General features: G+C 56.5%; 17 protein-coding genes and 1 pseudogene. 7 read left to right on the top strand and 11 right to left on the bottom strand.

The annotated features are described in order from the left end of the window. Positions 1 to 36 precede the first annotated feature (36 nt). The 3 genes from AACZ86_RS05960 to AACZ86_RS05950 all read right to left on the bottom strand — a co-directional run bounded on the left by AACZ86_RS05960 (position 37) and on the right by AACZ86_RS05950 (position 3,641). A complete protein-coding gene (locus AACZ86_RS05960) occupies positions 37 to 654 on the bottom strand; it encodes an XrtA/PEP-CTERM system exopolysaccharide export protein (protein ID WP_339690318.1) in 618 nt (205 codons plus the stop codon). A gap of 210 nt (positions 655 to 864) precedes the next feature. Further along, a complete protein-coding gene (locus tag AACZ86_RS05955) occupies positions 865 to 2,100 on the bottom strand; it encodes a pyridoxal-dependent decarboxylase, exosortase A system-associated (protein WP_339690316.1) in 1,236 nt (411 codons plus the stop codon). Beyond that, positions 2,097 to 3,641, bottom strand: a complete 1,545-nt coding sequence (locus AACZ86_RS05950) for an acyl-CoA ligase (AMP-forming), exosortase A system-associated (protein WP_339690314.1) — start codon at positions 3,639 to 3,641, stop codon at positions 2,097 to 2,099. The genes AACZ86_RS05955 and AACZ86_RS05950 overlap by 4 nt, the downstream gene beginning before the upstream one ends. A gap of 32 nt (positions 3,642 to 3,673) precedes the next feature. Between AACZ86_RS05950 and AACZ86_RS05945 the strand changes: the two genes are divergently transcribed. Genes AACZ86_RS05945 through AACZ86_RS05930 form a run of 4 tightly spaced genes read left to right on the top strand, consistent with a single transcriptional unit; the run spans position 3,674 to position 6,552 of the window. Further along, entirely contained in the window at positions 3,674 to 4,723 is a 1,050-nt protein-coding gene (locus AACZ86_RS05945; RefSeq protein ID WP_339690313.1) for a GNAT family N-acetyltransferase, read from the top strand. A 34-nt stretch (positions 4,724 to 4,757) separates the two neighbouring features. Beyond that, positions 4,758 to 5,030: a phosphopantetheine-binding protein gene (locus tag AACZ86_RS05940; protein ID WP_339690311.1), complete on the top strand. Its 273-nt coding sequence runs from the start codon at positions 4,758 to 4,760 to the stop codon at positions 5,028 to 5,030. 53 nt (positions 5,031 to 5,083) lie between these two features. Next, positions 5,084 to 5,734 (top strand): hypothetical protein, encoded by a 651-nt coding sequence (locus AACZ86_RS05935; RefSeq protein WP_339690309.1) that lies wholly within the window; start codon positions 5,084 to 5,086, stop codon positions 5,732 to 5,734. After that, positions 5,731 to 6,552, top strand: coding sequence for a hydrolase 1, exosortase A system-associated (locus tag AACZ86_RS05930; protein ID WP_339690305.1), 822 nt, complete (start codon positions 5,731 to 5,733; stop codon positions 6,550 to 6,552). The genes AACZ86_RS05935 and AACZ86_RS05930 overlap by 4 nt, the downstream gene beginning before the upstream one ends. On the opposite strand, the gene trxB is transcribed toward AACZ86_RS05930, so the two are convergent. The 6 genes from trxB to AACZ86_RS05900 all read right to left on the bottom strand — a co-directional run bounded on the left by trxB (position 6,553) and on the right by AACZ86_RS05900 (position 15,760). Next, on the bottom strand, positions 6,553 to 7,518 hold the full coding sequence (gene trxB / locus AACZ86_RS05925) for a thioredoxin-disulfide reductase (RefSeq protein ID WP_339690304.1): 966 nt from the start codon (positions 7,516 to 7,518) through the stop codon (positions 6,553 to 6,555). A 203-nt stretch (positions 7,519 to 7,721) separates the two neighbouring features. Then, positions 7,722 to 11,300: a DUF2339 domain-containing protein gene (locus tag AACZ86_RS05920; protein WP_339690303.1), complete on the bottom strand. Its 3,579-nt coding sequence runs from the start codon at positions 11,298 to 11,300 to the stop codon at positions 7,722 to 7,724. A 101-nt stretch (positions 11,301 to 11,401) separates the two neighbouring features. Next, positions 11,402 to 11,773, bottom strand: coding sequence for a hypothetical protein (locus tag AACZ86_RS05915; RefSeq protein ID WP_339690302.1), 372 nt, complete (start codon positions 11,771 to 11,773; stop codon positions 11,402 to 11,404). A 287-nt stretch (positions 11,774 to 12,060) separates the two neighbouring features. After that, entirely contained in the window at positions 12,061 to 14,268 is a 2,208-nt protein-coding gene (locus tag AACZ86_RS05910; RefSeq protein ID WP_339690300.1) for a xanthine dehydrogenase family protein molybdopterin-binding subunit, read from the bottom strand. Beyond that, complete coding sequence (locus AACZ86_RS05905; protein WP_339690298.1) at positions 14,265 to 15,254, bottom strand: xanthine dehydrogenase family protein subunit M; 990 nt, start codon at positions 15,252 to 15,254, stop codon at positions 14,265 to 14,267. The genes AACZ86_RS05910 and AACZ86_RS05905 overlap by 4 nt, the downstream gene beginning before the upstream one ends. Continuing rightward, positions 15,251 to 15,760 carry a 2Fe-2S iron-sulfur cluster-binding protein gene (locus AACZ86_RS05900; RefSeq protein WP_339690296.1) on the bottom strand — a complete coding sequence of 170 codons (510 nt, stop codon included), beginning with the start codon at positions 15,758 to 15,760 and terminating at the stop codon, positions 15,251 to 15,253. The genes AACZ86_RS05905 and AACZ86_RS05900 overlap by 4 nt, the downstream gene beginning before the upstream one ends. A gap of 29 nt (positions 15,761 to 15,789) precedes the next feature. Here AACZ86_RS05900 and AACZ86_RS05895 point away from each other — a divergent pair, with 29 nt between their 5' ends. The 3 genes from AACZ86_RS05895 (at position 15,790) to AACZ86_RS05885 (ending at position 20,054) form a co-directional block, all read left to right on the top strand. After that, positions 15,790 to 16,062: a hypothetical protein gene (locus AACZ86_RS05895; RefSeq protein ID WP_339690293.1), complete on the top strand. Its 273-nt coding sequence runs from the start codon at positions 15,790 to 15,792 to the stop codon at positions 16,060 to 16,062. Between the two features lie 11 nt (positions 16,063 to 16,073). Next, the gene (locus AACZ86_RS05890; RefSeq protein ID WP_339690290.1) at positions 16,074 to 18,266 is read left to right on the top strand and encodes a catalase; all 2,193 of its coding nucleotides are present in this window, start codon (positions 16,074 to 16,076) and stop codon (positions 18,264 to 18,266) included. A gap of 192 nt (positions 18,267 to 18,458) precedes the next feature. Continuing rightward, positions 18,459 to 20,054: an FAD/NAD(P)-binding protein gene (locus AACZ86_RS05885; protein ID WP_339690288.1), complete on the top strand. Its 1,596-nt coding sequence runs from the start codon at positions 18,459 to 18,461 to the stop codon at positions 20,052 to 20,054. A 258-nt stretch (positions 20,055 to 20,312) separates the two neighbouring features. Here the strand turns inward: AACZ86_RS05885 and AACZ86_RS05880 are convergent, their stop codons facing one another. Together AACZ86_RS05880 and AACZ86_RS05875 are read right to left on the bottom strand one after the other, a co-directional pair. Beyond that, positions 20,313 to 22,607, bottom strand: a complete 2,295-nt coding sequence (locus AACZ86_RS05880; RefSeq protein ID WP_339690285.1) for an EAL domain-containing protein — start codon at positions 22,605 to 22,607, stop codon at positions 20,313 to 20,315. Between the two features lie 150 nt (positions 22,608 to 22,757). Continuing rightward, positions 22,758 to 23,617: pseudogene (locus tag AACZ86_RS05875) on the bottom strand (hypothetical protein); the annotation flags it as partial.

Below are 23,617 nucleotides of genomic sequence, written 5' to 3'. Positions count from 1 at the left end.
TCTATTCAATTCCTGTCAGATAAGACCAAAAACAGATCAAAACATGCTTTCCGGAATGATGATCACATCACCGGGGCGCAGCATAACATTGGCGCGCGTCGCACCTTTTTTGAGCAAGTCGTCGATGCGGAGCGCATATTCTTTCTGTTTGCCGGTACCGCGATCAAACCGGATCAGTCGCGCACGATTGCCAGATGCAAATTCGGACAGGCCGCCGACCGCGATCATCGCGTCGAGCAACGTCATATTGGCGCGATATGGAATCGACGCCGGTTTCTCGGTCGCGCCGACGACCCGAATTTGCTGGGAGAATGTGCCTGAAAAATTGTTGACGATAACCGACACCAGCGGCTCGTTGATATATTGCGACAGTTGCAGCTTGAGATCTTCCGCCAGCATGGCCGGTGTCTTGCCAACCGCTGGCATATCGGTGATCAGCGGTGTGGTGATCCGTCCATCCGGCCGGACCTGAACCTTCGCGCCGAGTTCGGGATTGCGCCATACGAAAATTGTCAGTTCGTCGAGCGGCCCGATCACATATTCTTCACCGGGACCTTCCTGCATGGAAACAAAAGATGCCGGTGGCAGCTGCGGGCCGCTTGAGTTGCCGGTACAGCCGGCGACGGCAAGTGACGCCATTCCGGCACCAATCATCAATTTTGCCAACTGTTTGTTTTTCTTAGCAGAATGCATCTTGTTCACCTCGTAAAAATCCTCTGGCGACGTCCGGTCTCCGGTGGAAAACGGTCAAGTCGCGCAAAGTCGCGAGATGGCTATGCTGGAAAATAATGAATATAGCGTTAGGAATAGCTGAATTTCAGGTTAACGGATCTGGCGTTTTGACTGCAGCCAAGGACCTTGAAACTATTCGACCAAAAGCTCTGTCGCCGGCCCCTGACCGAGAAAATTTGCCGGACTTGCCGTAGCGCCATAAGCACCGGCGCAGAAGATCGCGACGACGTCACCGACACTTGCTTCCGGCATCGCAGCATTGTCGCTCAAACGGTCAAGCGGCGTACAGAGACAACCGACGACGGAAACCGTCTCGGTTGGCTCTTCTTCAAATCTGGTAGCAATGGCGGCCGGATAGTTGCGCCGTACCACCGTCCCGAAATTGCCGCTGGCCGCGAGCTGGTGATGCAGTCCGCCGTCGGTGACCAGAAAGGTTTGGCCCTGACTTTCCTTGCGATCGACGATCCGGGTCAAATAGACACCGGCTTCGCCGACCAGATAGCGGCCAAGCTCGATGGCAAATTGCGTGGAGGCAAGGATGTCGGGCAATCGCTTGAACTGTTCCGACAGGGCATCTCCGACTTTTGCAATATCGACCGGCTCATCGCCCGGAAAATAGGGAATGCCGATTCCGCCACCAAGATTGACATGATCCGGCGCCTGGCCAATCATCGTCGCCAGCCGGGCTGCAAGCTCAAGAGTTTGAGCCTGTGTCTCGATAATCGCGTCAGCGCTCAGTGCTTGCGAACCGGCGAAAATATGAAAACCACGCCAATCTGCGCCAGCCTCCAATATCCGTTTCGCCGTGGGCGCAACCAGTTCGATATCCATTCCGAACGGCTTTGCGCCGCCGCCCATTTTCATCCCCGACCCCTTGAGATCGAAATCCGGGTTCACGCGAATCGCAAGATGCGGCTTTTTGCCGAGGCTGACGCCGATGCCCAGCGCCCTCTCGCATTCGCTTGGCGATTCGATATTGATCGTAACACCGGCTTGAATCGCCTGTTCGAGTTCCTCGTCCCGTTTGCCGGGACCAGCAAAGCTGATATGTTCCGCAGCGGCTCCCGCTGCCAAAGCCATCTGCAATTCCCCGCCGGACGCGATATCAATCCCATCGGTCAGGCCGACCATATGGCGAAGCAGTGGCTGAAACGGATTGGCTTTCATCGCATAATGGAGATCCAGAGCGTCGGGCATAGCTGCCCGCAATTGCGCCATCCGGGCGTCGAGCCGGCTTCTCGAATAGACGAATAATGGCGACCCATTTTCCGCAACCAGCACGCTGGCTTTCTGTCCACCAAGGGCCAGTTCGCCGTCGATTGCATGATATCCGGGAGGGATCGGCCCTGTCGCCTTGGTCTTGATCATTCTATATCCATGCTGGCCAATGCGTTGCGGTCCAGCTTGCCATTTGGGTTTTTGGGAAATTCGGAAAGCAGGACAATATCTCTCGGGTGCATAAAATTCGGTAAATTCTGCTTTAAATATTTTGCCAGCTGCTCTGTGATCGCGGCAGAATCCGATTCCCGCTCAGCCGGTCTGGCAAATATGCGGATCGCCTGACCTAGCCGTTCATCCGGTACGCCCAATGCAACCGCTTCCGCGATAATTCCCGATTCGACGGCAATTTCTTCAATCTCCGTCGGGCTGATCCGGTTGCCAGAGCTTTTGATCATCGCATCATCCCGGCTGACGAAATACAGCAATCCATCGGCGCCGCGCTTCACCGTATCGCCGGAGAAAACCGCTGTCCCGCGATAACTTGATGCTTCCGGCGCGCTCTTGAACCGTTCCTCCGTCCGCTCGGGATCATCCCAGTAACCTTGCGCGACCAGCGGTCCGCAATGCACCAGTTCGCCGGCTTCCTCGGGCGCGGCAACTTCCCCCGCTTCGTTGACCACCAGAATTTCGGCGAATGGAATCGCCCTGCCCATGCTGGTCGGGTTATCGTCAATCAGGGCGGGATCCAGATAGGTTGACCGAAATGCCTCGGTCAGGCCGTACATCGCATAAATATCGGTCGCGGCCCCGAATATTGATCGCAATTGCTTGACCAGAGTCGGGGTCAGCGCACCGCCGCTATTGGTCAGCCGCCGCATTGGCGTCACGGCGTCTTCTGGCCACTCATGCTCGACCAATTGCACCCAGAGCGGCGGAACCGCAGCCAATGTCGTGATCTTTTCGCGCGCGCATGCCTTCATGACGTCACGCGGAGTCAGATAGTCCAGCGGCACCGCGCATCCGCCCGCGGCCCAGGTGGAGAACAGCTGGTTCTGGCCATAGTCAAAGCTCAGCGGCAATACGCAAATGGTTCGGTCATCGTCAGCAAGTTTCAGATATTCAGCAACACTGAGCGCTCCCAGCGTCAGATTTGCATGGCTCAGCATGACGCCCTTGGGACGGCCCGTGGAACCGCTGGTGTAGAGAATCGAAACCAGATCATTGGTGTCGGTCGTATCCGCGCTTGGCGGCATTGGTGTCGCCATTGTTTCCAGATCGGCCGAGACAAGCTTGTCTTCGAACAAGGCGCACTCGCTACAGACATTGCTGTCTTCGAGCATTTTCAGCCGCCCCGCATTGCTGATCAATAATCTGGCGCCGCTATCTGCAACAATATGCGCGACCTGGGCCTGTTTCAGCACGGGATTAACGGGCACATAGACCAGACCTGCCCGCGCCGCCGCAAGCGGCATGATACAGGCCAGTTCGGTCTTCGCCAGCCATGACGCCACCCGGTCCCCCTTGACCATATTCTGCGCCAGCAGCCATGCCGCCAGCACACCGACACGATGATTTAACATCTTGTAGCTAAGAGTCCCCGAACGCATCGCGAGAGCGTTCGCATCCGGATCCTTGCCTATGGCCAGATGATCCAGCGGGAATGCGGCGGTTTCGGGATTTAAATTCAATTGCGTTGACCTATGGGAAAAAGAGTAGATTTGTGACAGATACGACCTTAGCCATGACCAGCGAATATCATAGCAATTTTCAGTCCGTGCAAGCCATTGCCGGAGAAAAACTGGGCCGGTCCGTCCAGAAGTCCCTGTTCGACCGGATCGAATGGTTGAGACAGTTGCATGAACTGTGCCTGCCGGACAAGTCGCCGCTGATCGTCCATAGCAAGGAGGGGGACGCCGAAGCATGGATGTTCCTGATGAAAACCGGACTGGGTCGACACGCCGCGCTGGCCAATTGGTATAATTTCACCTTCCGACCGATTTTCCTCGGAGATTATGACGAAGTGACTAGGCTGGCACTGCTCGCAAAACTCGCAAAAAAACTCAAATCCAGCTCGCATCACATTGAAATTACGCCGGTTCCTGACGAGGATTCTGCCGCAAGCCTGACCGAACGTGCGTTCGAGCAAGCCGGCTGGATCGTTTTCCGGTCGAAGGCGGATGACAATCATATTCTCAATGTCAAAGGCCGCACTTTCGACCAATATTGGGCTGATCGCCCGGGACAATTGCGCAGCACAGTGCGACGCAAGGCAAAGAAAAACATCGTCTCCGTCAGGATTGAAAAGGATTTCTCCGACGAAGACTGGAATGATTATGTCTCGGTCTACGAACGCAGCTGGAAACCCGAAGAGGGCAATCCTGATTTCCTGAAAAAACTGGCGAAACATGAAGCGGCCGCAGGCTGCATGCGCCTTGGTCTGGCCTATATCGATGGCGAACCGGTGGCCGCGCAATTCTGGACCGTCGAAAATGGCGAAGCGCTGATCCACAAACTGGCCCATATCGAGGACGCGACAAAATCCTCTCCCGGAACCTTGCTGTCTGTGGCCATGTTCCAGCATGTGATCGACATCGATCATGTGACCCTGATCGACTTTGGCACCGGCAATGATCCCTATAAGCGCGAATGGATGGAAGAGGTCCGCGACCGCTACCGGCTGGAATTCTACTGGCCAAACAACCCGTTGTCCTGGTTCCCTATCTTGCGCCATTACGCCTCGGGCCTTGCCGGAAAGCGCGCTTCGCTTTAGGGAAGCGCCGTTATCCGGATTCGGGGGTTTTTGAATGCAGAATGAGGTTGAGTTGACGCCGGAAGCCGCCGTGCGTGCGGTGATGCGGGATATTCTGGGGCTGAGCGAAGAGCAAGTCGCAGAATTCACAGCGGAAACCGAGCTTTTCGGCGCTCTTCCCGAATTGGACAGCATGGCTGTTGCGGGATTGCTCACTGAACTAGAAGATCGTCTCGATATCATGATCGAGGATGATGAAGTTGACGGCGAATTGTTCGAAACCTTCGGCAATCTGGTCGCTTTTGCCGAGATGAAAGTCACAGAGTGACGCTTATCCCCGCATTCGTCTCCTACGAATTTGCGGATCGCAAAGAATTTTGTTTGTCCATCGCGGCGCAATCCTCGCGCAGGGTGATGCTCGTCCCTCCCCTGTTTGACGAGATGAACCGCATGCGCACGATGCTGGTTGACGTCATGCGCTCGCTTGAAGCGCTTGGCGTGGGCAGCTTCCTGCCCGACCTGCCGGGCACCAATGAAAGCCTCATCCCGCTCGAGCAGGTCACGCTGTCGGATTGGCAAAAGGCGATCGAGACCTGCGCAGCGCAGCACAAAATCTCCCATATTGCCTCCTTTCGTGGCGGCGTCTTGACGGCTGCCAATATGAAAACGGCAGAACACTGGATTTTCACCCCGGCCAAAGGCGCGACAATCTTGCGGACGATGCTCCGCACAAAAGTGGCCGCTGACCGGGAAGCGGGATTGACCACAAGCCTTGCCGAACTGGCCAGCCGTGCCGGGGCAGGACCACTCGAGCTGGCCGGCAATATCATCGGGCCGGACCTGTTCGCTCAGCTCAATGCCGCCGATATACCGGATCTGAAACATCAGCGGATCGTGCGTCTCGAATCCGACAGCAAGCCCGCCGACGGTCAAATCACCGGGTCAGCCTTGTGGCTCCGCGCCGAACCCGATGACGATCCGGCGATGTCCTCTGCCATTGCTCAGGATATCGCGAACTGGATCGGCCAATGACGCGGAGTTTTCACCAGATAGCCTGTGAAAGCGAGACACTCGCGACCAGTCTCGACAGCGGCAACGAAGCGACTGCGTTGCTGATCGTCAGCGGCGGCAACGAAATCCGCGCCGGCGCGCATGGCGGCATGGCGCAGCTGGCCAGACGGATTGCCGAACAAGGCTTTCCCGTCCTGCGCTATGACCGGAGAGGTATTGGCGAGAGCAGTGGCGAAAATCGTGAATTTCCGGGCAGCGCGGATGAAATAGCGGCAGCGGCCCGGTTTCTCCGACAGCAACAGCCTCAAGTCAGCAAGATCATCGCCTTCGGGAACTGTGATGCAGCAACAGCATTGGCGCTCTTTGGGCCGGATGCAGGGATTGATGGCTATGTGCTGGCCAATCCCTGGGTGATTGAAACAAGCGATAAAAGGGATAGCGAAAAATCCCTGCCGTCATCCGCAGCGATCCGTTCGCGCTATTGGGACCGGATCAAAAATCCGCGCACGATTATCGATCTGCTGTCAGGAAAAATAGACTTCAGAAAACTTCTAAAGGGATTGATGCAAGCCTCTAAGGTAGAAGAAAATAGTGCGCTTTCCATCCGATTGCGTAACGCCCTGTCGCGTCTTGACCGCGACAGCCAGATATTGCTGGCAAAGCGCGACACCACCGCTCGCGCTTTTCTGGCCACCTGGAACAGTCCCGACTTCGCAACCTTGCGAGCCAGCACCGGCATCACGCTCGAAACGCTCGATAGCGCATCGCACAGCTTTGCCGATCAAGCCGCCAAAGACTGGCTTGCCGGAAAACTGATAGAGGCGCTGCGTCAGGCCTGATTATTCGGCGGCCATCAGTTCAAATTCCTGTTCTGCCAGAAAGCGCTCGGCATCAAGCGCCGCCATGCAGCCGGTTCCCGCCGCGGTTACGGCTTGACGATAGACATGGTCCATGACGTCACCGCATGCGAACAGGCCAGGAATCTTTGTCTTCGGCGTGCCCGGTTCGACCTTGATATAGCCGCCGTCGATCAGATCGAGATGGTCTTTGAATATCTCCGTCGCAGGCGCATGACCGATCGCGACAAATGCGCCGTCGACCGTCATATGGCTTTTTTCGCCGGTCTGCGTGTCGACCAGGTCCAGTCCAACCAGTCCCACAGGCTCACCACCCCCGACAAAGCGCTCGACATTCGTATTCCAGAGCACCGAAATCTTGGGATTGGCAAATAGCCGGTCCTGCAAGATCTTCTCCGCCCGCAGACTGTCACGGCGGTGGATCAGGGTCACGTCATCGCTGTGATTGGTCATGTAGAGCGCTTCTTCGACCGCAGTATTGCCACCGCCGATCACCGCGACCTTCTTGCCGCGATAGAAAAATCCGTCGCAGGTCGCGCAGGCCGAAACGCCCTTCCCCGACAATTCCTCTTCGCCCGGCAAGCCGAGCCATTTGGCCTGCGCACCGGTCGCGATCACCAGAGTATCGCCTTCATAAATATCGCCGCCATCCCCGGTCATCCGGAACGGACGTTTGGAAAAATCGACATCGACAATCATATCAAAGATGAACCGTGTGCCGACCTTTTCCGCCTGCGCCTGCATTTCTTCCATCAGCCACGGCCCCTGAATTACATCGCGAAACCCCGGATAATTTTCAACATCCGTGGTGATGGTCAGCTGGCCACCCGGTTGCAAGCCCTGAACCACGATCGGCTCCAGTCCGGCACGGGCACCGTAAATGGCAGCCGACAATCCAGCCGGTCCCGAGCCCAGGATGAGCATTTTCGTGCGATGTGTTTCGGCCATATTCGATTCCCGCTGATGATGATTCTGTTCATTGCAAATAGGGATGCCCGGTGCCGCTAGGCAAGACCTATTGCCAGCTGGGCATGCGAAGAATTGCTTTGGACGGTGATAGCTTCGATAGGATTCCGCGACATGAAGGCGGTTTTGGACGACATCTCAGCAGATCAATCGCTATCCAAGGGTTGAAGCACCGTCGCTTTGCGTCAGGATCGCTCTGGGTCCTCCGCAGCAGAATTTTGGGCAACGGCATCCCTGCCCAACTGACGACTGTACAGCCAGCCAATGCCGATCAGGCTGAAGCCCAAGGCAACAAAAGAACCGATCCGCGTCAGTCCTTCCAGTCCAGAAGCATCAAAGAAAAATACTTTGCCGACGGCGAGCAATATCAGGACCAGTGATGCGATCCGCCAATCGCGCTGGTCGCTCCGGATTCCCCAAAGCAGGAAGCCGATCGCCAGCCCGATTGCGAGAATAGACCGCAAGATATCTTCGGCGTCGAAAACGCCCGGTGCCACCAGCAACGATCCATGGAAAAACTGTCGCAAGCTAGCCCAGGCGAACAACAGGATCAGGATCATCTTGATCGCTTGCACAGGTCTCTCGCCAAGCAGTTTCTGATCCGGGTTAGTGGACCGGAGCAATAATATCCCGATGAGCGGCAGAGCGAATGCCGGGGCCAGCAGATTGGCAATTGGCATGCTACCCACCGCCTGCGCGGCCCAGAGCGGATTGTGCAGGATCAGAGTGAACCACGCGCAGTGCAGACTGCCTGCCAGAACCAGCGCGGTAGCGCCTCTCTGCAAAAGTTGGTCCTGGCCAAACCGGCTCTGGACAAATCGATAGATCAGCCAGCCGGCGGCGATTAACAATGCTTCCCAGATCAAACGCTGCAACAGTCCCCATTCAACAAAGTCAGTGCCAAAGATATTTGCAAACCCGATCCGGTACAGGCTGTGGATACTGACCAAGGCCATGACCGAAGCGACCGCCGCTGCGCCGTTGCGAACGAGTGATGGCAAGCGATCCCGCAGATACCAGAGCTGGAACCCGATGAGCAAAGCAGGCAAAAGCAATTGTTTCACTATCATCATAACTGTCAGCGACGGGTCAACGATCGTCATTGGCTGTCCAACCAAAGCCGGCAAAGCATTTGTCAACCAGAGCCAGACCGGCAACATTGCCCAGCCGATAACGAACAAGGCCAACACGCCCGCAGCCGGTGCCAATTCTGGCCAGGAGAGCCGCCGCGTCCAGATCGCGAGACCGGTCATTGCGACTGGAGCGAGTAGTGGTAACAGCGATACCGGCAATATCTGCGAAATCGCGCCATAAGCCATCAATGTTGCCGCAATTTGTGCCGCTATGCGGAGCAGCCCAAATTGCGAGCGCATGGCGAACAGGACGCCAAGCGCGGCGAGAGAAGCCCAGCGCAGTGCGGCAATGACCGCTCCGGATTCAGCCGTCCCGCCGAATAATCTCGTCCATTCGTCGATCGGGCCGTCACCGGTGATCACGAGCAATGGAATAGTCGCCAGAGCGAAGGCAGCCGCGATCTTTTCAGCGACCGGTTCTTTCTGCTTCAGTCCGGCAAATAGCATCGCCGCAGCGATTAGCGCGAGGCCTACCGGCAATGCCCAACCCTGAAGAATCTGAGCAAGCGTGAAATAGGCGAATATCCCAGTCGCAGAAAATCCCAGATGGCGGACGTTCACGATCGACGCCCGCATTGCGAAGACGAGAAACAATGCCGTCAAACCGGCCCAGCGGATCACGCTGTGAATATCGACCGCAACTTCATTCCCGGATACCAGCCGGACCAGTTCACTGGTGTCGCCCTGCATGGTGATCAGTGCCAACGGGAAAGTCGCTGCGGCGAATATCGCGGATACGGGTTCCAGCCGGTGGTCGCGGGCTCGTTCTCCAAAGAGCAACAGACCTGCTGCAACGGCTGCCAGACCAAGCGACCACAACCATGACGGCATCGCGAAACAGAGAGCCACCACCAGCAATATTCCGCTTGTCGCGGTCAGCCACATGAACCGGGTGTCGCCGTTCCGGCCTTCCGATTTCCAACCGGTTGCCACAGCCGCCGCCGGAATCAGGGTGGCGGCGAAGGTCAGGACGGCAAACAGTATGTCGCGGCTGCCATCAAACAGATAGAAATGGATCATTGATAGGGCCGGGATAGCCACCGCAAGGCCGCTCAGTTCAAGAGCATCCTGCACCCGTGACGGTATTCTCCACATTTTCCACAGCAACGGCCCGGCGTGTATCACAGCCAGAGACCCGCCAATCAGCGTGAACCAGAAGGCGCTGGCATCGCCCCAGATTGCAAGCAGCATGACAGAGGTGCCCAGACTGACAGTGGGAACGATTTCAAAGCCCTTTTCCCGCCAGCTGAGCCATTGGCCCGCCGCCGCGAGCAAGGCAAAAAGCCCCCAGTGCAGAGGCTCGAATCCGCCCAGCGCCACCAGCATAGCGAGTTGCGCGGCACCTACGATGGCGGCCGCGCTACGCATCAAGGCTGCACGCGGGCCGCGCATCACCAATAGTGGCAATCCGATCGCCAGCAATATCACAAAGCCGCCAACCGAAAGCGAGCCGATCACATCGAGCGCGTTGGACGCCAGGATCATCCACAGGCTCCAGCCTGCCCCACCGACGAGCGCGGCAAATCCGAGCATCGGCCAACGCTGCATCCGGGACACACCCGCCATGCCGGCGATCGTCAGTCCCAGATAGACCGCGAGCAACGACACGTTTGAATCGAGCCCGCCGATCATCGCCGGAGCGGCAAGGCCGCCAGCGAGGCCCAAAAGTGCTGTCGGCGGGCCAAAGCGTATCGAGAGTCCGAGCGCCGCAGCGGTGATTGCCGCAAAGGCTATGAATGCCGTCAGCGGGCTGATCAATTGATAGAAATTGCTGGCCATCAAAACCGCTGCGTAGAGGGTCGCGATACCCGCGCCCGAGAGCGCCTGCGCGACGCGCGGATCCTGAACACGAGCCTCGTATCGCCGCGCAGTTTCCGCTCCGGCAATCAATCCGCTGCCAAACAGCAGGCCACATATTATCTGCACGGTTGGCGTGAAAATCCGGCCGAAGATACCCGCATCAATCGCATATTTGACGATCAATACGCCCGCGATGGCCAAAGTGATTCCGCCAGCCCATATCGGCAAGCGGCGACCGAACAGGTCTTCGAAACTGAAGGATATGCCCCTGGATTTTGGCGGCGCATCTTCCTGAGAAAATTCTTCCTCTACGCTTTCGACAGCCAGAGGTTCTCCAACCTGCTCAACCGCATCCTCCGTCGCGGAGTTTTCCGATTGTTCCACAACCATTTTGTCCGCAATTGTCGGCGCATCGTTAGCGGCGGTATCGTCAGCGAGGTTATCGGCCTGAACCATTTCTGATTCCGTAACGGGACTGCCTGCTGCTTTGGCTACGCTGGCGATGCGTTTTGCACGCCGAAATTCGGACTGCTGCTCCGGCAAGGCCGCTGACATATCAGCGTCTGGATTCTCGATAACATCATTATCGGCCACTGCGTTTTCTTCGAACGTCGCGCTTTTTGACATTGTGGAGGGGCCGGCTTCTCCGGTTTCAACCGTCTGAGATTCGGGCCGTGATGAGAGGCTGTCCGCAAGCTTCGCCGCTGCGTTGCTGACGATATCTGCCAGACTGTCTTCCAGCAGCTCGGTTTGACGCTCAAGCCGCCTGATTTTTCCGGCCATCGACCAAATAAGCGCAAAAGCCACAATAAAACCGAAAAATGTCATCATGCTTGAACCGCTCCCAAAGGCTCCATTACATCGAAAACATGAATATCAAACCAATTTTCTTCGGCGATCCCCAACGGTCAATAACGCCAATTCGCTACAAATCAGGACGGCGTCGCGAGCTTCATCAGCACCAGTCCGCCGACGATCAGCAAGGCCGCGGCAATGCGCATGATACTCATCGACTCACCAAAGAACAGCATCCCGATCACAAAGGCTCCGGCCGCACCGATACTGAAGACAATATTACCCGGCACCCGCGCCCAGACCAGAGCCTGAATAACCGGACCCTGCATAAACTCGGCAGAGCGGGCGAAGGAATGCCCTGTTCGATGCTGATATAGGTCTGGATCAGGCGCTGCGGTGACAGCGACTTTCCGCTTTTTTGCACCAGCACCTGCAATAATCCGCGAACCACCAGCCCGACCCAGAAGTTCATGGTCCGTTGAAGAACCGGTGAACATCGAGCGGCCCATTGACCGGCAATTGAACCGGCGACAATGATCAATCCAGCCATGTGATATCTTACCGGGAAAGCCTCCCCCCGATATCCCGACGCCGTACCTTGATTTTTGGCACACAGAGTTCATTATACCGATCAGCGCGTTGCCTGATCCTGACAAGTTGTGGTTTAAAATCTATCTCAGACCAACCAAACCTCGTAGTTCAGACATGCGGCCGATCATCAGGCAAGGACACAGGAAAATCGCTGTCTCTGCTTGATGCCATCTGCTTTCCGACGACGTGCGGCTAGCGAACAGGCTTAGTGGCTCGGCAAGTCTGCAAGCAACTTGTCCAGCGTGGCAGGATAATCACGAACGCGGATAGCTGTCGCATTATATATCGCATTGGTGACCGCAGCCGCAGCGCCGCATATACCCAGTTCGCCAATCCCCTTGGCCTGAATAGGGCTGGCCCATTCGTCTCGTTCCTCAAGCAGGACAACCTGGATTTGCGGGACGTCCAGATTGACCGGGATGTGATATTCCGCCAGATCGTGGTTGACGATATGTCCGTCTCGATCATCGAAAACCAGCTCTTCGGTCAGAGCGCTGCCTATCCCCCAGATCATGCCGCCATAGCATTGCGAAGTCGCGGTCTTCTCGTTCAGGATTCGGCCGGCACCAAATACTCCGAGCATCCGTCTGACCCGTGTTTCACCTGTCACCGCATTGACTGCGACTTCGGCAAAATAGGAACCATAAGTGGCCTGCTGCATCTCTTCCAGCGTCTGGCCCGGTTCGATATGGCCGATTGCAGAGATTTCCTGTCCGTCCAGAATGTCCGGATAGGATCGCAAAGCATCTCCGGTGCCGGCCGCGCCATTTTCAAGCGTCAGCTCTGCCTCGTCGCTGCCCAACTTGTCGGCGAGCTTCTTGCGGATTTCCTCACATGCGAGAAACACGACTGACCCCGCAGAAGACGCTCCCCACGATCCACCCGAGCCCGGCCCTGCCGGAAAATCGGTGTCACCCAGTTTGGTTTGGACCTTGTTTGCCGGCAAGCCCAGCATGTCTCCGGCAATTTGCGTCAATATCGCGTAGGTTCCAGTGCCGATGTCGGTCATGTCGGTTTCGACCACGGCGCTGCCATCTGCAAGCAGTGTCACTCTGGCTTTCGCTTCCGAGAGGATGTTGACCCTTGCGGCGCCGGCCATGCCATGACCCACCAGCCAGTCGCCTTCGCGCAGAGACCCCGGCTTCTTGTTGCGCTTGTCCCATTCAAAAAGTTTCGCGCCCTCGTCGAGCGCCTCGATAAACCGACGGGACGAATATGGAATGTCCTGCTCCGGATGGCGGTCAGGAACATTGCGCCGCCTGAGTTCAACCGGATCAATGCCCGCCGCTTCCGCAAGCTCGTCCATGGCATTTTCCAGAACCTGCATGCCGACTGCCTCACCCGGGGCCCTTACCGAGCCACCGCAAGTTCGGTTGATCCTCGCGACCTCGATACCGAGCTTCCGGTTTTTGCCACCATATATGAAGTGGGTCGCCTGGGTGACCGGCTCGTAAAATTCTTCCTCGGGCAGGTTGGACACCAGACATTCGTGGCCCAGACCGGTCAGAACGCCATCTTCTCCGCAAGCCAGTCGGACATGCTGCCGGGTTTCCGACCGGCGCATGGTGGTTTCGAAAACCTGCGGACGCGACAAGGCAACGCAGACCGGTTGGCCGATTTCCCTGGCAGCGAGCGCCGCAGCTACGGCCTCCGGTGAAATGCCCAGCTTGGAGCCAAAGCCGCCGCCTACGAAGGGCGACAACATGCGGATATTCTCCGGCACGATATGCAGCGCATCGGCCAGTTCGTTGATGTTGAAATTAAGCATCTGATAGCTGCCATGCAACGTCAGCTTGTCGCCTTTCCAGCTAGCGATCGCACAATGCGGTTCCATCGCGGCGCTGTTATGACCCGGTGTGCGATAGACCTGATCGACGGTGAACGGGGCATCGGCCATCGCCTTGGCGAGATCGCCCTGATCAAGCTGATCATCTTCCGGCTTGTCAGTGGGGGTGTCATCGGCCTCGGGGTCGAACGCAGCATTAGCCATCGTCTCATAGCTGATCTTCAATATATTGGCTGCATGGCGAGCCTGTTCAAAAGTATCGGCAACGACCAGCGCGATGGGCTGGCCGAAATAGTCGACCTGTTTCGAACCCTGCGGCGGCGCTTCATCGGCACCGCCTTGTGCAGGCCGTCTCAGCAAACGGTCATCGGTGATAACCGCGCGGACGCCGTCTTTACCGATTAGTGGGCTGCTCGCCACATCGGTGACACGGCCCTTGGAGATGGTTGCCCGAGCCAGCACTCCGAATAGCATGTCCGGCACGTCCCATTCGTGCGCATAGGTTGCTTGTCCGGAAACCTTGAGCGGTCCGTCCGGACGATCCATCGGCGACCCGACCAGGCCCTGCACCATATCGTCGAGCCGATTGCGCGTGTCCGCTTCGTCCATTTTATGATGCGCGGTCATGCGGCTGCTCTTGTTTTGGTGGCTTCTTGCAAGACGGAGATCAGCACCCGTCTGGTCAGCGGGATTTTGAAATCGTTGCTGCCATAACCCTGTGCTTCGGCGAGCAACCGATCGGCCGCCTTGCCGAATAATTCTGCTGACGGCTTCTCGCCGATCAGTAGAGCTTCGACGGCTTCGTCACGCCAAGGCTTGTGCGCCAGTCCGCCAAAGGCCAGCGCGGCAGCTGCAATGGTTTCACCATCCATCTTCACGATCGCAGCGACAGAGCAGAGCGCGAAGGCATAAGATGCCCGGTCGCGGACTTTCCGGTATATCTGCTTTCCCTCAGCCGGACGCGGAAGGATCACGGCGGTGATCAAATCGCCCGCCTGAAGGATATTATCCCTCTCAGGCCTATCGCCCGGCAGAAGATGGAAATCCTGGATCGGGACCTGCCTGATATCACCGTCAACGTCTTGAATCTCGACCCGCGCGTCCAGCGCCGTCATCGCCACTGCCATATCTCCGGGATAGGTAGCGATGCAGGCATCGCTCGCGCCGAGGATCGCATGGATGCGATTAAAGCCTGCCAGTGCTTGACAGCCAGAACCCGGCTCACGCTTGTTGCACGGCATCGCCGTATCGTAAAAATAATAGCAGCGCGTCCGCTGGCACAGGTTGCCGCCGGTGGTCGCCTTGTTGCGAAGCTGTCCGCTTGCCCCCGCCAATATCGCTCGCGAGAGCACCGGATAATCGCGCCGGACACGCTGATCGGCGGCGCAATCGCTGTTCGTTACCAGCGCGCCGATCCGCAAGCCCCCGTCGTCGGTCTCTGTGATTTCGGAAAGGTCGAGCCGGTTGATATCGACCAGCTTGTCGGGTGTCATCACCTCGAGCTTCATCAGATCGAGCAAATTGGTTCCGCCCGCTATGAAGGTCGCATTGTTCGCCACTGCCTCTGCTGCATTGGCACGGTCGGTAGCTCTTGAATATGCGAAAGGCTTCATGACTTTTCTCCGGCAACCTGACGGATCGCATTGACGATATTGGGATAGGCAGCGCAGCGACATAAATTTCCGCTCATCCGCTCCGAAATTTCTTCATTGCTTAGCACCTCTGGACCCTCGAGATCGTCGGAGACAAAACTCGGCCATCCCACTTTGGCTTCCTCGAGCATAGCCGTGGCCGAACAAATCTGGCCGGGCGTACAATATCCGCACTGGAATCCGTCATGGGCGACAAAGGCCGACTGGAGCGCGGACAGATTGTCCGGTTGACCGAGGCCTTCGATCGTCGTGATCTCGTCACCGTCATGCATGCAGGCCAGCGTCAGGCAGCTGTTTATCCGGCGCCCCTCGACGATCACGGTGCAAGCGCCGCATTGTCCATGGTCGCAACCCTTTTTGGTTCCGGTCAGGCCGAGATGGTTTCGCAGTGCATCAAGCAAGGTCACTCTGCTATCGGCTTCCAGTTTATGGGCTTTGCCATTCACGCTCAACTCGGTGATTTCCATTTACGGGGCGTCCTTCCGTTATTGGCAATATGATGCCCGCAGATCAGCCAGCGGCGGCAACCATAGCTCTGTATTTGAGATTCAATGTCGCAGGCTACATCACTGTTTTACGTGCGACCGACCCGATCGTTCCGCAGCACCTGATATTTTTTGAAGCGCTCGGTCATCACACTCCTTCAATCTTGGTTGAACCCACCGCTGCGAAAAAAGACTTTCCCCAAAATTTCACCAATCATTTTTGGGAACGGAATTCGACGAGGGTCGTTTCGTGTTTGCATCGCAATGATCCGCGAACATTCTGAGGAGTGATAAAATGACCAAAAGCAAATCCCCGTCCAAATCGAAAAAGCCATCAGGTTCAGGCAGCCCCGCCCTCGATAATTCACTTCATGAAATCCAGCCCGGCAGCGGTCGTGTCGACCACGCAGAAGAACAGCGGGCTACTGGCGGTGAAACCCATCAGCAGATTAAACCGGATGCCGATCATAGTGATGGCGCGGCCCATCTGACCGACAATTTCGGGCATCGCATTTCCGACAACCAGAACAGTCTCAAAGCCGGTGCGCGAGGCCCCAGTCTTCTTGAGGATTTCGTGCTTCGCGAGAAAATATTCCATTTTGACCATGAACGCATCCCCGAACGTATCGTGCATGCCCGCGGCTCCGGAGCGCACGGTGTATTTGAGGTGACAGAAGCAATCCCCGAGCTGACCAAGGCTGAGCTGTTCCAGAAGAAAGGCAACAGCTGCCCTCTGTTTGTGCGCTTTTCGACGGTAGCAGGATCTAAAGGTTCCAAGGACACGCCGCGCGACGTTCGCGGATTTGCCGTTAAATTCTATACCGAAGCCGGAAACTGGGATCTGGTCGGCAACAATATGGCGCCATTTTTCATCCAGGATGCGATCAAGTTTCCCGATCTTATCCACTCGGTAAAACCTGAAGCCGACCGGGGATATCCGCAAGCGGCCTCTGCCCATGATACATTCTGGGATTTCATCAGCCTGATGCCGGAAAGCATGCACATGATAATGTGGGCCATGTCCGACCGTGCACTGCCAAGAAGCTTGCGGATGATGGAGGGCTTCGGCGTTCACACCTTCCGTTTTGTCAACGCAGAGGGCAAGGGAACATTCGTTAAGTTCCACTGGAAACCAAAGCTTGGTATGCAATCCACGACGTGGGACGAGGCCGTCAAGATTTCCGGCGCCGATCCCGATTATCACCGCCGTGATCTGCACGACGCAATTGACGCGGGCGATTTCCCGGAATGGGAACTGGGTATCCAGACATTTGACGAGCAATGGGCGGCCAAGCAGCCCTATGATGTGCTCGACGCCACCAAGCTGATACCGGAAGAAGAAATTCCCGTTCGCATCATCGGCAAGATGACCCTTAACCGGAACCCGGACAATTTCTTTGCCGAAACCGAACAGGCAGCCTTTCTGCCGACAAATGTCATTCCGGGAATTGACTTCTCGAATGATCCGCTGCTGCAAGGCCGTTTGTTCAGCTATCTCGACACGCAAAAGTCGCGTCTTGGCACAACCAACTTCCACCAGATTCCGATCAATGCGCCAAAATGCCCGATGCACAATTTCCAGCGTGATGGCCTGATGCAGACGATGGTCCCCACCGGCCGCGCCAATTATGAGCCGAACAGCCTGGCCGAGGCGGGTGAGGACGGAGGTCCTCGTGAATGCCCGGAAACCGGCTTCAGCTCGTTCAGAGAGAATGCCGAGCGGAATGACCCGACCGAGAAAGTACGTGCCCGTGGAGAACTGTTCGCCGATCATTTCAGTCAGGCGCGCATGTTCTATCTCTCCCAGACCGACAACGAACAGGCGCATATCGCTTCCGCCATTGTCTTTGAATTGTCGAAAGTCACCCTGCCCCACGTTCGTGAGCGCGTGGTTGCCCAGCTAAGGAATATCGATGTGGACCTCGCCAAACGGATCGCCAACGGGTTGGCAATTGATCTGCCAAAAGCGGCCAAACCGGCACGCAAACCGGTAGACCTCGATCTGTCGGACGCCCTCTCCATCCAGAAAAACGCCAAGAATATCCTCCAAGGTCGCCAGGTTGGTATCCTGTTCGCCGAGGGTTCGGACAAGAAGACCATCGACGGGCTGAAAAAGAAGATCGAGGCCCAGGGCGGCACAGCAATGTTGATCGCGCCAAAGATCGGTGGGATCAAGGTGGACGGCGGCACGCTCGAGGCGGACGGCCAGCTGGCCGGCACGCCGTCGGTGCTTCTGGATGCAGTTGCCCTTGTTCTGACCAAGGAGGCGGCCGAAAAGCTGACAACGGACAGCGCTGCGGTCGACTTTGTTTGCGACGCATGGGCGCATCTCAAGGCCATCGGCCATGATGAAGGCGCCAGGCTGCTCCTCGACCATTGCCATGTCCCTGCAGATGCTGACGGCGTCACGGATACAGGCGCTTCCTTCGTCGATAATGCCGCATTGCGTTTCTTCGATCGTGAACCCGATGTTCGCGACCTTGCTTAACAGACTATAACAAAAACACTGATCATGCCGGACGGATGACCGGCTCGCGGCCATCGCCAACTGCGATTGACGTCCGCTAGCGTGCCACCGGCCAGTGTTTGATGGAATGCTTTTTCTAACGTCCGGCGCAGCGCTGTCCGCGAGACAGTGTTGCGCCGGACGGTGCTTCATGTTGCGGAAAGGATGAAAGCCTTGCGGAAGATCGGAATCGTGGGCAGCGGCCCGATGGCGATTTATTTGCTGAAGTATCTAGCGGCCAGTGACGAGGCGCTTGCCATTTCCATTTTCGAAGCCTCGTCCTGTGCGGGAACGGGCATGCCCTATGACCCTTCCCTGAATGGCGACTATATGCTTTGCAACGCTTTCAGTCGGGAAATCCCTGCCCCCGTGCGGCCATTGGTAGACTGGCTCAAGGACCGGCCAAAGCGCGAACTTGGCGAATGGGAATTGTCGGCGCATGACCTGACTGCCCGCGCATTCTACCCGCGCGTGCTGATCGGCGAGTATCTCCATTCGCAATTTGAGGATTTGTGCGAGAATGCACGCGATGCTGGTCACGTAATCAATGTGCTTACGGAATGCCCTGTGGTCGATATCGAGGCCGCAAACGGCGGGAAGGCTAAGGTTCAATATCAATCCGGCCAGTCTGTCAAAAGTCTGCAGTTTGACGCAGTCGTAATTGCTTCGGGTCACAGCTGGCCTGACGTTCCCCATATCGATGAAGCAAATCTGGTTTCACCCTGGCCCTACACAAATATCACCGAGCTGGAACAGAATGACATAGGCGTGCTTGGCTCGTCGCTGTCGGCGATAGACATTGTAATCGCGCTTGGTCATGCGCGTGGCCAATTCGAAGAAAGCGGTAGCCGGATCAGCTGGGTGCCGAATGATGGGGAAAACAGGCTGCGGATCACTATGGTGTCGAAAATGGGAATTATGCCGGAGGGCGATTTCTATTACCCCTTTCCCTATGAGCCGCTCGTCTGCCTGACCCAGGAGGCCATAGACGCAGAGATTGCCCGAGGAGTGGACGGCCTGCTGGACCGCGTTTTCACGCTACTGTGCGACGAACTGGATGCGGCCGACCCCGACTATCTGGGTCGCTTGCCCGAGACGGCGAGGACGGTGGAAGGGTTCGCGCCTGCCTATTTCTCCCATCGACGCGAAGCTGGTGGATTGCGAGCGGTGAAACGCGATCTGGCTGAATCGCGGGAGACCTTGGGCCGGAAGGAAACAATTGCGCATCGCTATGCCCTGCTGCGCGGTCACGAGGCATTTGACCATATATTGCGAGAGCTGACAGAAACAGATTATCAGCGCTTTCTCGATCACCTTATGCCGGTGTTTGCCGATTGCTATGCTGCCGTGCCGCATCTTTCCCTCGCTCGCATCACCGCCCTGTATGATGCTGGCGTGCTCGAACTTGTGGCAACTGAAGAAGATGCTGAATTTTCACAAACGGACGATGGAGCCATCAAGGTGGACACCGAAGATGGCACTGCGAGATTTGATGTCATGGTGGACGCCCGAGGACAAGCTCAAGCAAGTTTGGCGGATCTGCCATTTCTCTCACTGGTCAAGGCTTTACGCAATCCCGCAGAACCGGTGTTGCAGCCATTTGCGCTCGACCTGGCACTTGAAAGTACAAGCCGGATTTACTGTCTGGCACTGCCGCAACTTTTAGAGCGCTACCCATTCTCCCAGGGATTGGTAGAATGCTCGCGCCAGGCACGCCATGTTTCTGATGATATATTGTGTAGATCGCGCAATCAGAAATGCGACGAGTGAACATTCCGTCGAGCTGGAGATCACCCCGCAATTTTTATAGTGCAGTTTTATACGCAAGAATCAGCGCCTATCAGGCATAAACTTCAGCTGTGCTAACGATGGCAATTGGACATATTCGGGACCTGCGGAAAATCGTCCGTTAAGGGATTGACCGCATTCAATAACGAGCACGGATAAAGCGAACGTTGTTGCTCGATTCCAGTTTCTCGCGGACATCCAACCACATAAACATCCTGCTCCTAAAAAGTTGAAACCAGATCAGGCCGACAATCGCGTCACTTCAATTCCGCTCGCTAGCCAATCCGACTCAAATATATCGGAGGCCACCGGTTTGGAGATATGCCAGCCTTGTCCGATGTCGCACCCGTATCGGGCCAGCAAGGCCATGCAGGGCTTATCCTCGATTCCTTCGGCGACAATCTTTAGTCCCAGAGCATGGGCCATTTTTATGGTGGACTGTACCATCACGCGGTTCGCTTTGTCGGTGATCATTGTCTTGACGAAGCTTTGATCCAGCTTGATTTCGTTTACCGGCAGTCGCTGCAAATAGCTCATCGTCGACTGTCCGGTACCATAATCGTCTATGGATATCCGGATTCCGGCATCCCTGATCAGGTTCAGCGCTGCAATGGATTGTTCGGGGTCGGCCATCGTGGCTGTTTCTGTCACTTCGAACACAATCTGGCGGTTATCGACAGACGACCTGTCGACCATCCCGATCGCGTTCTCGACGAAACCTGTATCGCCCAGCAGCCTCGCGGAGATATTGACGGAACAGGTCAGGCCTGACCGCCGAACACCCCAGCGGGCGACGTCATCCAAAGCCTGCCCAAGAACGAAATAAGTCAGGCCGTCGATCCGTCCGGCATTTTCCAGCATCGGAATGAAAATAGCGGGACTGATGATGCCCCGCTCGGGATGGCTCCATCGCACTAGCGCTTCGGCGCCGTCCAGCTGGTTGGACTTGAGGTCCCATTTAGGTTGGTAAACCACATCCAGTTTCCCGGCTTCGATCGCCTGGTCCAGTTCGACAAGCAGATCATGTTTCTGACCGATTGCCTCGTCGAATTCCTGATCGTGCCACGCCCATTTCTTTCCGGTAGCATAAGCCTGTTCCGACGCAATTCGGGATTTATCCAGGCTTTCGCCGCTAATTCCGAATGTGGAACCGATTTTCAGCCGGGTTTGCTCGGCCATGACCGGCGCTTGCAGCAGCGCGCTGGCCGTCGCGAAGTGCCCCGGGATGTCGTCGCAATATTCTTTCTTCACTATCCATGCGAGCATGTCGGAATCAACATGATATATCTGTTCGTCCCGCGCGAGGAAATTTAGGCGGCTCGCGATATTCTGGAACATATCCCGTCGTGAGATTTCACTGGTCAAAACCAGCAACTCCCGGAAATCGGAAATCCGGGCCGTTACAATATAATCAAATGGTGCGGCAGCTATATCCTTAAGTATGATAAGTTCGTTTGGCAAACCACTGATACTATTAATATATTTACTCGTGTTCAAAGCCTTTGCCGTAATCAGGAACTTCTGTAGCGCCATATATGCCGTCAGGAAGAGTATGGCGGGGACGATCGAAAATGTGAAAAGGTCGAGATATTCGACCAAAAACAGGATCGACGTCAGCGCCAGAAACGACACGAACGCAATGCGGATCAATCCTTCGGGAGAGATTTTTCCGCTGACGATGGATATGAGCAGCAGCATCGCGACCACGAAAAAGGCCGGGACTGCCCCCACACTGGAGAGACTGCTGCCCTGTATCAGAGTTTCGCTAGCCAACGCCTGAACGACCACCCCCGGAACCACGCCAAAGCGGCTCAGCGGATAGCGGTCACCCAATTCTATCGCGGTTGCGCCGATAAGGATTTTTTTCCCCTGTAACGCCGACACCGGTGTGTCGGCGTTTATGAGATCCACGAAACTCAGCCGCGGGATTGTCGCCGGATCAATGGTTTGATCGATCGCAAAGCTGTCGTCAATATTACCACCAACTTCGGCGATCATACTCGCAAGCGAGGGACGGGCAATGCCGGCGGTTGTTGTACCGAAGCTATACTGGTTCAACTGCCCCAGATCGTCGGGATGGATATTTACAGATGACAGAAATGCATTTTCTCTCAGGATGTCGATAGGCACGCTCTCGACAAAGTCCAATCGCTCGTTCGAAGCCCGCTGGCGAAATGTCGGCAAGATGATCGTGGCAGCGGATCGGTCGATTGCCTCTGCAAACATCCGATCCTGTGCTTCGGATGAGCGCGCAGAGAAGTCGATATCAAAAGCGATTTGCGACACGCCCGCGTCATTCAACCTGTCCACGGCGTTGGCATAATATTCCCGCGGCCACGGCCAGCGTTTGATCGCCTGCATCGATTTGGCATCGATTTCTACTATGATGACCTGACCGCTTGCCGGCTTTTCCAGCATATCCGCGCGTATATTGCTAAGTTGTCGTTCAACGTCCTCGCCGGCACCGACGAGGCTTAGCGCCAGGGCCCCGATCAATGCCAGTACCCACGCCGCGAGCAAACGCCCGGAAGTCATGTCTTTTAGGAAAGATAGAATGGTCTTCAACGATATCTCCGCGGTTCACGCGGACCTGCTTATCGAAGACCACTCTATTTTATGTTAATGACAATAATTCGACAGAAAACCGATAGTTCCTGAAAAGCGATAGTTACAACCGCACCTCTATCAGTTCTGCCTTCCGCCGCGATTTCCGAGACCACCGCTGAGACCGCCGAGAAGACCGTTGACGACGTCACCTAACAAACTGCCGCCCGTGCCGACCCCGCCGCCGCTACCAGTTCCCGTGCCGTTAGTGCCGGAACCGCCGGTGCTGCCCGCTCCATTTGAAGCGGAACCACCGCTGTCGCCGCCGGCGCTGGAATTACCGCTGCCAAGTCCCAAATCAACTCCCAGTCCGAGGCCACCGCCTCCTGCATCCACGTCGACACCGGCATCAACACCGCCGCTACTACCGGCGCTGGAATTGCCAATGCCAAGCCCCAGATCAATTCCCAGATCGAGGCCGCCGGATCCTGCGCCGCTATCGGCTCCTGCAGAGCCATTAGGATTTGGCCCACTCGCGCAATTGGGGACGCCGTTACAAGTGCCGTCGGGCTGATCGCCCCCATAGTTCATTCCGGAACCGGTATTGCCGTTCCCGGCATTGTTTGCGTTACCACCGCCAAGCCCCAAATCGATCCCCAGTCCGAGGCCACCGCCTCCGGCATCTACGTCGACGCCTGCATCAACACCGCTGTTACCACCGGCGTTGGAATTACCACTGCCAAGCCCCAAATCGACTCCCAGTCCGAGACCGCCGCCAGCGTCGACATTTACATCGCCACCGGCAGTAACTCCGCCGCTGCCGCCTGCATTGACGTTAGCATTACCGCCAGCGTTCACGTTGCCGTTGCCGCCTGCATTGGAGTTGCCATTGCCGCCTGCGTTGGAGTCGCCATTGCCGCCTGCGTTGGAGTCGCCATTGCCGCCTGCGTTGGAGTTGCCATTGCCGCCCGCGTTGGAGTTGCCATTGCCGCCCGCGTTGG

It is taken from the genome of uncultured Parasphingorhabdus sp., from assembly GCF_963975735.1.
Taxonomy (GTDB): domain Bacteria; phylum Pseudomonadota; class Alphaproteobacteria; order Sphingomonadales; family Sphingomonadaceae; genus Parasphingorhabdus.
This window is presented reverse-complemented; position numbering and strand designations above follow the sequence as displayed.